We start from the raw sequence: 12,967 nt of genomic DNA, 5'->3' as shown, positions 1-12,967 counted from the left end.
GCCGAGGTTGGCGCCGATGAGCACCACGGCCGCGGCACGTCGCATCACGCGCGGCGATGCAGTAAAGTAGCGCCGCACCTACCCATTATCCCCACCCGCAACCGGCACCACGGCCCCTGTTATATAGCCTGCCTCATCGGATGCAAGAAAAAGAATGGGTGCGATTTGCTCGTCGAGCGTGCCGTAGCGTTTCAAGAAAGTGGATTCGGTGACCTGCTTCACCGTTTCGGCCATCCACGCTTTCTCTTGCACGTTGTCTCCCGCGGCGTTGCGCGGCACACGTCGCGCAGGCGCCTCGGTTCCGCCGGGCGCTGCGGCGACCACGCGGATGTTGTGCTCGCCATACTCCATCGCGAGCGACTGGGTCATGGCGTTGACGCCGCCTTTAGCCGCGGAGTAAGGAACACGGCGAATGCCCCGCGTTGCATTCGATGAAATGTTGACGATGGTTCCATGACCTTGCGCGAGCATGTGCGGAAGCGCCGCGTGACAGGCGTACAAGGTAGGCATGAGGGAGCGGCGAATTTCTGCATCGATCTGAGGCGGCTCGAATTCGGCATACGGCCGCATGCGAATGGCTCCGCCGACTCCGTTGATGAGGATGTCGATTCGCCCGAACGTCTGCACGGCAAATGCCATCGTGGACGCCGCGCCTTCGTAGGTCTCTAGATCGGCCACGAAGCCTGCGGTATCGGCACCCGTCGCCTCGGCAGCAACCTCGGAAACGAAATCCGCGCGGTCGACGAACAGCACTTTCGCGCCCTCCGCGGCAGCGCGCAGCGCAACGCCGCGACAAATGCCTTGCGCCGCACCCGTGACGACCATGACCTTTCCATCGAATCGTTGAGCCTTCATGCGGTCACCGGCGCTGCGTTGGGCGTGAACTTTTCGTAGTGGAAGCTATGAGGCGTCACACCGTTGTCGTCGAAATACTTGCGCACCGCGTCGACCATCGGCGGCGGGCCACACAGGTACACATCGACATCGCCCTCGTTCAAGCATTCAGCCGGCATGTGCTGCGTCACCCAGCCTTTGCGAGGATGGCTCGATGCGGCTTCCGCAACGACCGTGCTGAACGTGAAGTTCGGCAGTTTAGCAGCGTAGGCCTCGATCGCCTCGACTCGCACGAGGTCCAGGTCACGGGTGACACCGTAGATGAGATGGACCTTCTGCCGCGAGTGTGCGAGCACCAGAACTTCCAACATCGACAGGAACGGTGCCAGCCCCGTGCCGCCAGCCAGGAACAACAGCGGACGCTCCACGGCGCGCAGGTAGAAGCTGCCCAGCGGTCCGGTCATCTGCACTTTGTGGCCAGGTCGCGCTGAATCAAGCCAGGTGCTCATCACCCCGCCGGGAATCTTCTTGATCAGAAAGCTGACTTTCGATGCGCCCGGTGCTGACGAGAACGAATAGGAGCGGTGCTGTCCGCTGCCGGGAACATCGATGTTCACGTACTGACCCGCAAGGAAGACCGGAGGGGCGCCACCGTCCATGTCCAACTGAAGGACCACGGCCGCATCGTTGTGGTGTTCGACTTTAATCACCGTCGCGGCGAATTGGCTTTGCCCCGTTTTACACGCCGTGGACGATGCCGGAACCGCAATGACGCAGTCGCTTTTCGGCACCATCTGGCACGTGAGCACGAGTCCGCCTTCCTTTTCATCGTCGCTCAGCGCGTCTTCGATGTAGTCTTCGCCCAAATCATAGTTGCCGCTTTCGGCGCGGCACTTGCAGGTGCCGCAGACGCCGTCGGAGCAGTCCATTGGCAAGTTGATCTTGGCGCGGAAAGCGGCGTCGAGCACCTTTTCTCCGGTCTTGCATTCGACGAAGCGGGTCACGCCGTCTTCAAAGTTCAGAGCGATGTTGTAGCTGCTCATGTTACCTCCTACTTCCTGTCTCACTGCTATCGGCGGCATCAGACGTGATAGACGTCGAGCACCTGGCGGATATAGTCGTTCTTCAACGCGATCTTCTTGCGCGCAATCAGCAAGCGGTCGTCAACCTTTCGGAAGGTGACGTGGATGGTGCCGAAGAACTGGTCGGTGACCTTGTAACGATGATTGAGCGTGTTGAAGTTGTAGCGAACGTCAACCTCGCTATCGCGTTGCGCGAGCACCTCCACATTGGTCACATTGTGGCTAGTGCGCGGCTCGGGCATCGACGCGCCGCTGCGCTCGGTCTTGATACGGAACACGCGGTCTTCGAGGCCGCCCCGGTCCGGGTAGTACATCAGCGAGATCTGACTGTTCGGGTCTTCCGTGAGATCGTCGTCATCGTCCCAAGCCGGCATCCAGTATTCGACGTCTTCCGTGTAGCAGGCCAACCACTCGTCCCATTCACGGTCGTCCAGGAAACGCGCTTCCCGATAAAGCGCGTTGCAGATCTTTTGATAATCGATGCTCATGCGGACACCTCTGCCTGTTCTTTGCGCAACGCTTCGCGCATCGCCCGCGCCCAGTATTCGTGTTGAACCACGAAGAGCCCTTCGTCTTCGCTGCGCTCGCCCGAAATGAGCGGGTTCAAACCCATGCCCTTCGCGTTTGCGTCCGGCCCGTGGATCCACAGCGGCGCCCCCCGGGACATGTCGTTCCACATCGAGGTGGTGCCGGCATAGCCCGCTTGGCACGCACGAAATTCCTCGAGGTCGTCGCTCGTGCCCATGCCCGACACGTTAAAGAAATCCTCGTATTGACGAATGCGGATGGCGCGGCTCTCCGCACTCTCGCCCTTCGGTGCGAAGCAGAAGATGCTGACTTCCGTCTTATCGACGCTAATCGGACGAACCACGCGAATCTGCGTGCTGAATTGATCCATCAGGAAAACGTTGGGATACAAGCAAAGATTGCGCGTCTGGTTGACGATGTATTTGGCCTTGTCTTCTCCGACGCGCGTGGCGATTTCATCGCGATGTCGATAGATCGGGCGCACTTCCGGATTCATCGTGTTGGTCCACAGCAGGATATGGCCGTGCTCGAAGCCGTAGACCCCTGCGATCGACTTGCTCCAGCCGTTGGCATCAACAGCCTTCGTGCCCTCCACCTTGCGGCGGCCCATCGTTGCTGCGTAGTTCCAGTGCACAGTGCTGACGTGATATCCGTCGCAGCCGTTCTCCATCTGCAGCTTCCAATTGCCGTCGTAGACATAGGAAGAGTTGCCGCGCAATACTTCGAGCCCCTCCGGGGCTTGCGAGACGATTTGATCGATGATGACCTTGGTCTCGCCGAGGTAATCCTCGAGCGGCATGACGTCTTCGTTCAGGCTGCCAAAGAGGAAGCCTCGATAGTTCTGGAAGCGCGCGACTTTCTTCAGATCGTGAGAGCCATGCGTATTGAACTGCACCGGATACTCGGTGGTCTTCTCGTCTTTTACCTTCAGAAGCTTGCCGGCATTGGAGAATGTCCAGCCGTGAAACGGACAGGTGAAGCTGCCTTTGTTGCCGTGCTTGCGACGGCAAAGCATCGCGCCTTTGTGCGCGCAAGCGTTGCGGACCGCGTGCAGTTCGCCGGCTTTGTCACGCGTGATGACGATCGGCTGGCGGCCAATCCACGTGGTGTAGTAATCGTTATTGTTCGGAACCTGGCTTTCGTGTGCGAGATACACCCAATTGCCCTCGAAGATGTGCTTCATCTCGAGCATGTACAAATCGGGGTTCGTGAAGATGTCGCGACGACAGCGGAAAACACCGTTTTCCTTGTCATCCTGAACGGCGTTGCTCAATAAGTCGTCCAGTTGCCGTGCGTTATCGATCATTGCGGACATGAGGCGTCTCCCTATGCGGGCTTCGTGACGAAGCCTTCGGCATCGGTTCAGATAGTGCTTGCGGGGGTATCGGCGGCCGAGTGGCAGGCCGCCAGGTGGGTCGTTACGCCGAGACAGCGGCTCGCGGGCGATTCACCAACTGGTTGTCCTGGCCTTGAACCAGCGGGGTCAACCGGATGTTGAATTCGATTTCCTTGTACGCGTCGGCCTTGAGGCCAAGCGCGGTGCCGCCGGTTCTCTCGATCACGTGCGGCACGAGCTCTTCGCGAGTCGCGTAAGCGAAGTCGTCCCAAATCAGCGGGTCGCCTTCGATGTTGATTTGCGTCGTCAGCTTGCGGGTCTTGTTGCTCGTCACGAAAAAGTGCACGTGCGCCGGGCGGTTGCCATGGCGAGCCATCAAGTTCAGCAGTTGCTGCGTGGCGCCGTGCGGCGGGCAGCCGTAACCCACCGGCATGAGGGTGCGAAATTCGTACTTGCCGTCGGCACCGGTCTTCACCGCACCGCGCAAGTTGAAGTCGTCTTGCGCACGCGTCGGGTCGAAATGTGAGTAAAAGCCCTTCGAGTTCGCGTGCCAGCATTCGACAATCGCGTCGGCCACGGGCTTGCCGTCGGGTCCGGTCACCGTGCCACGAATGATGAGCGGACCTGCGTCTTCATCTGGGTTGAGATCGATCTTGGCCACCCCATCGCGGACCGGGGCACCCGCGACATACAGCGGTCCTTCGATGGTTCGCGGCGTGCCACCGTGGATGTCGGCTTGGCGGTCTTGCGCATCCATGCGGATGTCGAGGTATTTCTCGAGACCGAGACCCGCAGCGAGAAGAGCGGCCTCGCCGTCTCGTCCCAGTTTGTTGAAGTAGCTGACGCCGGCCCAAACCTCGTCGGGCGTCATGTCGAGGTCGTCTATCGCCGCAAAGAGGTCGCTGAGCAGACGATGAGTAATCTGCTTGGCGCGTGCATTGCCGTCCGGGCTTCCGAGGTTAGCAGCGGCCCTAAGCAGGTCCTGCACTTCCTTCGAGTCGAAAACTTTGGCGCTCATGTCTGCTCCTAACTCTCTATTTTTTGATGGGGTTAACCCTTGATTCAGACAGACCCGGGTATGCTCGGAAGGTATAATCGGGCGCTGAAATAGGCGTGAGGGCAGAATAATGGACGCAGAAACGCATAGTCCAACACTGTTTTAGTATCGCGCTATATCCAGGAGGTATTATATGGAGCTGCGACATCTGCGCTATTTCGTGGCGGTGGCCGAGGAGCGGAACTTCACGCGCGCAGCAAAGCGGCTCCATATCGCGCAGCCGCCGCTCAGCCGTCAGATTCAGCAGTTGGAAGAGACGTTGGACGTGCAACTGTTCGAACGGAATGCTCGCCCTTTGAAACTCACCGAGACGGGGAAGTTCTTCTACGAGCACGCCGTGCAATTGCTGGCGAAGACGTCCGAACTGGAATCGATGACCCGGCGAGTCGGCAATATCGAGCGCAGCATGTCGGTCGGTTTCGTCGCATCGACGCTCTACGGGCTGTTGCCAAAAATAATCCGGCGCTTCCGGGACGAGAATCCGACCGTCGAACTGAGCCTGCACGAGATGTCGACAATGGACCAGATTCGGGCACTCAAGGACGGCATCATCGACGTAGGGTTTGGGCGCATCCGCATGGAAGACGCAAACATTCGGCGCGTCGTCCTTCGGGAAGAGAAGATGATCGTCGCTTTCCCGCTCGGGCATCCTCTTGCGCTCGCCAAGCCGATCGCGGCCCTTCGGGACCTCATCGACGAAACGCTCATCGTCTATCCGAAGACTCCGCGTCCGAGCTACGCGGACCAGGTCCTCGCGGCCTTCCAAGACCGTGGGCTCAAGCCTCGAAAAATCTATGAGGTTCGGGAAATCCAGATCGCGCTGGGACTCGTCGCTGCCGGCGAGGGGATTTCCATCGTTCCAAGCAGCGTCTATGGCCTGAAGCGAGACGACGTCAGCTATCGGGAGCTCGACGACCCGACCCTTGTTTCGCCCATCATCATGAGCATGCGCGCGATGGACGAGTCGCGCGACATCAAGGAGATGCTCGCGCTGGTCTATCGCCTGTACGAGGATGAGCAAATCCCCCACGTGCCCTCCGCAGACAAGGCGCCGTAGGCACGTCATACCTGGCGGGTATCGCACTAGACGCCAATGGTCTTGGACAGGCGAATGTTGCGCGCGCAATACTGCAGCAACCTATCCATTTCGACCTTCCAGGTATGAACGCCCGAATCACTTCCGTCGAAACCATCCTGGTCGACCTTCCGACCATTCGCGCCCATCAGCTCTCCATGGCGACGATGCAGCAACAAACCATGGTCGTCATCCGCCTGCGATCGAGCGACGGCATCGAGGGCATCGGCGAAGCCACGACCATCGGTGGGCTGTCCTACGGCGAAGAAAGCCCCGAAGGGATCAAGCTGACCATCGACACCTACTTGGCTCCGGCGTTGATCGGGCAGGAAGCGGACAACATCAACGCGATCATGCTGATGCTCGGCAAGGTGGCACGCGGCAATCGGTTCGCGAAGTCAGGCATCGAAACGGCGTTGCTGGATGCGCAGGGCAAGCGCCTCGGCGTCCCCGTCTCCACGTTGCTCGGTGGCGCTGTGCGCAAGACCCTTCCCGTTCTTTGGACCCTCGCCAGCGGCGACACGAATCGCGACATTGAAGAAGCGGAGATGTTGCTCGCCGAACGCCGCCACAACGTGTTCAAGCTGAAGATCGGCCGTCGCAGCGTGCGGGACGACGTGGCACACGTGTCCAAAATCAAAGCGGCACTGGGCGAGCGCGCGAAAGTGACCGTCGACGTCAATCAGGCATGGAACGAAGTCGAGGCTGCCTCCGGTATCGAAGCCCTCGAGGCTGCCGGTATCGACCTCATCGAGCAGCCGACGCCGCGCGAGCAACGCGGAGCGCTGGCTCGGCTCGCGGCGCGTTTCGTCGTGCCGATCATGGCCGATGAAGGTGTCGCGGGTCCGGAAGACGCGCTCGAACTCGTGCGCGATGCCTGCGCGGATGTATTCGCGTTGAAGATCGCGAAGTCCGGGGGTATCCACGGCATGATGCGTACCGCTGCGATCGCCGATGCCGCAGGCGTTTTGCTCTACGGAGGGACGATGCTCGAAGGCAGTATCGGCTCCATCGCGTCGGCCCATGGCTTCAGCGCGCTGCCTCAGCTGGCGTGGGGAACCGAGCTTTTCGGGCCTCTGTTGCTCAAGGATGACATCGTGACGGCCCGCCCGCATTACAGCGACTTCGATCTGCATATTCCGGAAGGTCCAGGGCTCGGGCTGCAAATCGACGAAGAAAAGCTCGCGTTTTACCGTCGCGACAAGAAGGCTTGAACGCTTGAACGCCTGTCAACGAAGTATCGACGTGATGCTCCTTCAGGCACGCAGGAGCGCTATCTCTCTCAGGAGGCAAACATGCTGTATCTGGTAAGAATGGACGTGCGCATGCCGCACGACATGCCGACGGCACCCGCCGATGAAATCAAAGCGCGCGAAAAGGCCTACTCGCAGGAGTTGCAGAGAGTGGGAAAATGGCAACAACTGCACCGCATCGTCGGCGAGTATGCAAATTACAGTGTCTTCGACGTGGACTCGCACGACGAACTGCATACCATCTTGTCGGGCTTGCCCTTGTTCCCGTACATGACGATGCAGGTGACTCCGCTCGCGCGCCATCCGTCGTCGATTCGATGATGACGCGCTCTCGGCTTCGCGCATTAAGCCGCGAGCCGAGAAGCCATTGCGCCTTTACGCCCGATTCGCTCTCCATGGCGCGACGTGCCCGCGCTTCACGCGCTCGGGCAGATCGGCCTGCAGATAGTCGACGAACGATCTCAACCGTACCGAAAGCTGGTGACGTTCGAGGTACACCGCATAAATGTCGGCGTTGGGTAACGACCATGCCGTGAGCAGCGGAACGAGCGCTCCGCTGGCGAGATAAGGCGCAATCTCCCATTCCGAACGCACGACGACGCCCTGGCCGTCGAGCGCCCAGCCCAGGACGATCTCGCCGTCGTTGCTGCTCAGTTGGCCATGGATCTTGACGGTCTCCGCGTTTTTTCCGCGAGTGAAATGCAACGTGCCGTAAGCGGATTCGTTCTCGCGCAGGACGAGGCAATTGTGTTTCGCCAAGTCGTGCGGCGTGCGCGGCAGTCCGTGTTCTTCGATGTAACGCGGTGATGCGCACACGAGCCGCTTGTTCTTCAGCAGCAGGCGGGCGTTGATCCGCGCGTCCGGCACGTCGCCGAAACGAACGCCGACGTCATACGCGTGCTCCTGCAGGCTCAGGGGGCGATCGGTGAGCTGCAACTGAAATTCCATCGCCCGATGGCGGCGTGCGAATGCCGATATCGCGGGCGCCACATAAGCGCGTCCGAACCCGAACGACGCGTTGACGCGCAGTAGGCCGGACGGCTCGACGCTGCTGCTGCTGACCATCTGCTCCAGTTCATGCAGTTCGGCGAGCAACCGCGAGCCGTTCGTCAGATACACCTCGCCTTCGGTCGTGAGGCTGATGCGTCTCGTGGTGCGGTTCAACAGACGCACACCGAGACGGCGTTCGATCTGTTTCAGCCGCTTGCTGACCGACGGCGTCGTGACGCCCAGCTCTCTCGCGGCCGCCGTGAGGTTGCCTTCGCGCACCACCAGTTCAAAAACGGTGAGATCCGAAATGCTGTCCATTGTTTCCTTCAGGGAAAGGGCGGTTTGCTTTCTGCGACACCTTATCGCACAAAGCACAAATTAGACTATCAAAAAACATGAGGAGGCAACGATGTTTGCTGAATTCGAGCCGTTCTCGGCTGTGACCGATGGCATCACGATCCGCGGCGTCAAGGGCGGACGAGGCCCGGCTCTGCTGCTACTGCACGGGCATCCGCAGACCAAGGCGATATGGCACAAGGTCGCCGCAAAGCTCGCGCAGTCGTTCACGGTCATCGCGACCGATCTGCGCGGCTACGGCGACAGCGATAAGCCCGACGGCGCGCCTGACCACACGAACTACTCGAAGCGCCGCATGGCCCGCGATCAGATCGACGTGATGCGCGCGCTCGGCTTCGAACGCTTTGCGGTGCTCGCGCACGATCGCGGCGCGCGCGTGGCGGTGCGCATGGCGCTCGACCATCCGCAGTCGGTCGCGCGCTTGGCGATCTTGGACATCGCGCCGACGCTCGCGATGTACGAGCAGACTTCATTCGAGTTCGCGCGCGCCTACTGGCACTGGTTTTTTCTCGTGCGGCCCGCACCGTTTCCGGAAACGCTGATCCGGAGCGACCCAGACCTCTATCTGCGACAGACGATCGGCGCCCGCAGCGCTGGGCTCGCACCCTTTACGAACGAAGCCTACGCGGAGTATCGGCGTTGCCTGTCGGACCCCGCGACCGCTCACGGCATATGCGAGGACTACCGCGCGTCGATCGGTTGCGATCTCGTCGACGACCGCGCAAGCCTGGCCGCGGGCGACCAGATTGGCTGCCCGGTGCTCGCGCTCTGGGGCGCCGACGGCGTAATCGGGAAATGCTTCGACCCGCTGCACGAATGGCGCAAGTGGGCGAGCGATGTGGAGGGCGGCGCACTGCCATGCGGGCACTACATCGCAGAGGAGGCGCCCGATGCGCTTCTCGAGCGGGTGCTGCCGTTCCTTCGCGCCGGCATGCCGACTTGAATCGTCCTTACTCTCCCGCTCGTCCGACTCCCATGTCCAAAAGCACGCTCTATCAGAAGCTCGTCGATTCTCACACCGTGAGGCGGATCGACGACGACACCGTGTTGCTCTACGTCGATCTTCACGTCATGAACGAATACACGAGTCCGCAGGCGTTCAGCGGGCTCGAAACGCACGGCCGGCCGGTGCGCCGCCCGGCTCAGCAACTCGCGGTGGTGAGTCACATCATTCCGACGCATGCTCATAGCCCTCGCGTCATTCGCGATGCCGCGTCGCTCCGTCAGGCGGAGAACCTCGCAAGAAACTGCGCGCGCAGCGGCATCCGGCTCCTGGGCGTCAATGATCCGCAGCAGGGCATCGAGCACGTCGTCACGCCGGAACTGGGTCTTGTCCGGCCCGGCATGGTGATCCTGTGTGGAGATAGCCACACCACTACCTACGGCGCACTCGGTGCGCTGGGTTTCGGCATCGGCACATCCGAAGTGGAGCACGTGCTCGCTACGCAGACGCTCGTTTACCGCGTCGCCCGCACGATGCGCATCCACGTCGACGGCGTATTGCCCTTCGGCACTTCATCGAAGGATTTGATCGTCTGGATCATCGGCTGCATCGGCGCGCAGGGCGCACGCGGCTACGCCGTGGAATTCACTGGTTCGACGTTCGATAGCCTGTCGGCCGAAGCGCGCATGACGCTTTGCAATATGACCGTCGAAGCGGGTGCCCGCGCGGCATTGATCGCGCCGGACGACATCACGTTCGACTACGTTCGCGCGCACACCGATTTTCCCGATCCGCAGTGGAACGAGGCGTTGCAGGCGTGGCGTGCCTTGAAGAGCGACGACGGTGCGGTCTACGACGCGCAATTCGAGTTCGACGCCAGTCTTCTCGCGCCGTGCGTGACGTGGGGTACGAGCCCCGACCAGGCCATGGAGATCGACGCGCTGGTGCCCTCGCCGGAGGATTTCGACACCGTCGAAGGTGCCGCCTCCGCGAAACGCGCCCTCGACTATATCGGGCTGGCCGCACGTCAGCCGATCGCCGGTACCCCGATCGATCGCGTCTTCATCGGATCGTGCACGAACGGCCGCATCGAGGACCTTCGCATGGTGGCGGGGGTGGTGGCCGGCAAACGTGTCGCCGATGGGGTGCGGGCGATGGTGGTGCCCGGTTCCGGCCGCGTCAAGCGACAGGCCGAGGCAGAGGGCGTGGCCCAAGTGCTCCTCGACGCGGGCTTCGAATGGCGCGAGCCCGGCTGTTCGATGTGCCTTGCGATGAACGACGACGTTTTGGCCGAAGGCGAGCGCTGCGCGTCGACCACCAATCGCAATTTCGAAGGCAGGCAGGGGCGCGGTGGGAGAACGCACCTGATGAGTCCAGCGATGGCCGCCGCGGCCGCCATCGCCGGTTGCATCACCGATGTACGCAAGATGGGAAGCAAGCAATGAGCGTATTCACGCATATCGAGGGCAGCTTGTTGCCGCTGCCCGTCGAGAACCTCGATACCGACCAGATCATGCCCAAGCAGTTTCTGCGCATCGTCGATAAGGCCGGGCTCGCAGACGGTTTGCTGTACGACCTGCGCTATGACGGCGCCGGCACGCCGCGACCTGGCTCGATTCTGAACGACAGCCGCTATCGTCGTGCGAAGGTGCTCGTCGGCGGGGCCAATTTCGGTTGCGGTTCGAGCCGAGAGCATGCGGTGTGGGGACTTCAGCAATACGGTTTCGAGGCGGTCATCGCGCCGAGCTTCGCTGAAATCTTCTACTCGAATGCGATGAACAACCGTCTGCTGCTCGTTCAATTGCCGCGTGCCCTCATCAACGATCTCGTGGCCCGTTCGCTGGCCGATCCCACGACGCGCGTGGACATCGATATCGACACCCTCACGGTCAAGTTGCCCGGAGGCGGACGGAGCGCGTTTCCGCTTGGCGAGCGGCATCGGACCATGATCATGCAGGGTATCGACACGATCGGCTTGACGCTGCAGGACGAAGCCGACATTCGTGCCTTCGAGCAGCGGCATTTCGCGGATCACCCATGGGCGGCCGTGTTCTGAACGCGTCTGACCACGGCAAGCGCGAAGAGTGGCGTGCAAGCCACCGACACATCAGGAAATGGAGCGAGACATGAAACAGCGAACCGGAAGCACCCCAATCTACAAAATTCTCTACGTGCAGGTCATCTGCGCGATCGCGCTCGGCATCGTAGCCGGTCATTTCTGGCCGGCGCTCGCCGAAAGCGCCAAACCGCTCGGCGATATGTTCGTCAAAATGATCAGGATGATCATCGCGCCGGTGATCTTCTGCACGGTGGTCGGCGGCATTGCCAGCATGCGAGACATGAAGGCGGTCGGCCGCGTGGGCGGCAAGGCGATCCTTTATTTCGAGGCCGTTTCGACGTTCGCACTGGCAGCGGGCCTGATCGCCGGCCATCTGATCGAGCCGGGTGCGGGCTTCAACGTATCGATTGCGTCGCTCGATGCGTCGGCCGTCAGCGGGTACGTGTCGAAGGCCGCGCACGGCGAGGGCGTCCTGGGTTTCCTGATGCATGTGATTCCAGAGACGTTTCTCGGTGCGCTCACGCACGGCGACATTCTTCCGGTGCTGTTCGTGGCCATCTTGTTCGGCTCCGCGCTGTCGCTGATCGGCGAGCGGGCGAAGCCGATGAACGATCTGATCGACTCCGCCATGGCGGCGATGTTCAGCGTGGTCGGCATCATCACACGCGTTGCGCCGATTGGCGCGTTCGGGGCGATGGCCTTCACGGTCGGCAAGTACGGCATCGTCTCGCTGCTGCCGATGCTCAAGCTCATCGCGACGTTCTACCTCACGGCCGGCTTTTTCGTGCTGGTGGTGCTCGGCATCGTTGCGCGTCTGACGGGCTTCAGCATCCTCAGGTTTCTCGTTTTCATCAAGGAGGAACTGCTCATCGTCCTCGGTACGTCGACCTCGGAAAGCGCGCTGCCGCAACTGATGAGGAAGCTCGAGACGCTGGGGTGCACGCGCGCGGTCGTGGGCCTGGTGGTGCCGACCGGCTATTCGTTCAATCTCGACGGCACGAATATCTACATGACGCTCGCCGTGCTGTTTCTCGCGCAGGCCACCAACACGCATCTCACGCTCACGCAGGAGCTCACGCTGCTCGCGGTGACGATGCTCACCTCCAAGGGCGCCACGGCCGTGGTGGGCGCCGGTTTCGTCACGCTGGCGGCGAGCCTGTCAGTCGTGCCGACCGTGCCCGTCGCGGCGATGGTCCTCATTCTCGGCATCGATCGCTTCATGGCCGAATGCCGTGCGCTGACCAACATCATCGGCAATGGCGTTGCCGCCATCGTCGTGTGCGCCTGGGAAGGGCAGCTCGATCGCGCGAAGCTGAAGAATGCGCTGGAAAACCGGGGTACGCGTGACCTCGACGAAGCACGGCTGACAGAAACGTCGACAGCGTCGCTGGACTACGACGAACCGGCATCCACGCAGATGCAATAACGCATTCACGCTCACGCATTTCACAAG

The 12,967-nt window shown here is 61.3% G+C and carries 13 protein-coding genes; 7 read left to right on the top strand and 6 right to left on the bottom strand.

Translation table 11 applies throughout. From position 1 onward, the window contains the following. Window positions 1-78 precede the first annotated feature (78 nt). The 5 genes from benD to catA form a co-directional block, all read right to left on the bottom strand. On the bottom strand, window positions 79-855 hold the full coding sequence (benD, locus tag ACTHNZ_RS16935; protein WP_440543692.1) for a benzoate diol dehydrogenase BenD: 777 nt from the start codon (window positions 853-855) through the stop codon (window positions 79-81). After that, entirely contained in the window at window positions 852-1,877 is a 1,026-nt protein-coding gene (gene benC / locus ACTHNZ_RS16930) for a benzoate 1,2-dioxygenase electron transfer component BenC (RefSeq protein ID WP_440543691.1), read from the bottom strand. Before benC ends, benD begins: the two co-directional genes overlap by 4 nt. 38 nt (window positions 1,878-1,915) lie before the next feature. Further along, on the bottom strand, window positions 1,916-2,404 hold the full coding sequence (benB, locus tag ACTHNZ_RS16925; RefSeq protein ID WP_440543690.1) for a benzoate 1,2-dioxygenase small subunit: 489 nt from the start codon (window positions 2,402-2,404) through the stop codon (window positions 1,916-1,918). Further along, window positions 2,401-3,759: a Rieske 2Fe-2S domain-containing protein gene (locus tag ACTHNZ_RS16920; protein ID WP_440543689.1), complete on the bottom strand. Its 1,359-nt coding sequence runs from the start codon at window positions 3,757-3,759 to the stop codon at window positions 2,401-2,403. The genes benB and ACTHNZ_RS16920 overlap by 4 nt, the downstream gene beginning before the upstream one ends. Before the next feature lie 103 nt (window positions 3,760-3,862). Then, entirely contained in the window at window positions 3,863-4,798 is a 936-nt protein-coding gene (catA, locus tag ACTHNZ_RS16915; RefSeq protein WP_440543688.1) for a catechol 1,2-dioxygenase, read from the bottom strand. A gap of 172 nt (window positions 4,799-4,970) precedes the next feature. Between catA and ACTHNZ_RS16910 the strand changes: the two genes are divergently transcribed. The 3 genes from ACTHNZ_RS16910 (at window position 4,971) to catC (ending at window position 7,486) form a co-directional block, all read left to right on the top strand. After that, entirely contained in the window at window positions 4,971-5,894 is a 924-nt protein-coding gene (locus ACTHNZ_RS16910) for a LysR family transcriptional regulator (RefSeq protein ID WP_440543687.1), read from the top strand. A gap of 104 nt (window positions 5,895-5,998) precedes the next feature. Continuing rightward, on the top strand, window positions 5,999-7,126 hold the full coding sequence (locus ACTHNZ_RS16905) for a muconate/chloromuconate family cycloisomerase (RefSeq protein ID WP_440543686.1): 1,128 nt from the start codon (window positions 5,999-6,001) through the stop codon (window positions 7,124-7,126). Between the two features lie 81 nt (window positions 7,127-7,207). Continuing rightward, window positions 7,208-7,486, top strand: coding sequence for a muconolactone Delta-isomerase (gene catC, locus ACTHNZ_RS16900; protein WP_440543685.1), 279 nt, complete (start codon window positions 7,208-7,210; stop codon window positions 7,484-7,486). Between the two features lie 54 nt (window positions 7,487-7,540). Here catC and ACTHNZ_RS16895 read toward each other — a convergent pair whose 3' ends face one another. Beyond that, complete coding sequence (locus tag ACTHNZ_RS16895) at window positions 7,541-8,473, bottom strand: LysR family transcriptional regulator (protein ID WP_440543684.1); 933 nt, start codon at window positions 8,471-8,473, stop codon at window positions 7,541-7,543. Between the two features lie 91 nt (window positions 8,474-8,564). Between ACTHNZ_RS16895 and ACTHNZ_RS16890 the strand changes: the two genes are divergently transcribed. The 4 genes from ACTHNZ_RS16890 (at window position 8,565) to ACTHNZ_RS16875 (ending at window position 12,940) form a co-directional block, all read left to right on the top strand. Beyond that, entirely contained in the window at window positions 8,565-9,455 is an 891-nt protein-coding gene (locus ACTHNZ_RS16890; RefSeq protein WP_440543683.1) for an alpha/beta fold hydrolase, read from the top strand. A 32-nt stretch (window positions 9,456-9,487) separates the two neighbouring features. Next, complete coding sequence (gene leuC, locus ACTHNZ_RS16885) at window positions 9,488-10,900, top strand: 3-isopropylmalate dehydratase large subunit (protein WP_440543682.1); 1,413 nt, start codon at window positions 9,488-9,490, stop codon at window positions 10,898-10,900. Continuing rightward, the gene (gene leuD, locus ACTHNZ_RS16880) at window positions 10,897-11,511 is read left to right on the top strand and encodes a 3-isopropylmalate dehydratase small subunit (RefSeq protein ID WP_440543681.1); all 615 of its coding nucleotides are present in this window, start codon (window positions 10,897-10,899) and stop codon (window positions 11,509-11,511) included. Before leuC ends, leuD begins: the two co-directional genes overlap by 4 nt. A 70-nt stretch (window positions 11,512-11,581) precedes the next feature. Continuing rightward, on the top strand, window positions 11,582-12,940 hold the full coding sequence (locus tag ACTHNZ_RS16875; protein ID WP_440543680.1) for a dicarboxylate/amino acid:cation symporter: 1,359 nt from the start codon (window positions 11,582-11,584) through the stop codon (window positions 12,938-12,940). Window positions 12,941-12,967 lie beyond the last annotated feature (27 nt).

Origin of the sequence: Trinickia sp. (assembly GCF_051953955.1) — a bacterium.
Lineage (GTDB): Bacteria > Pseudomonadota > Gammaproteobacteria > Burkholderiales > Burkholderiaceae > Trinickia.
The sequence above is the reverse complement of the archived record's forward strand: the minus strand, read 5'-3'. Positions and strand labels throughout refer to the sequence as shown.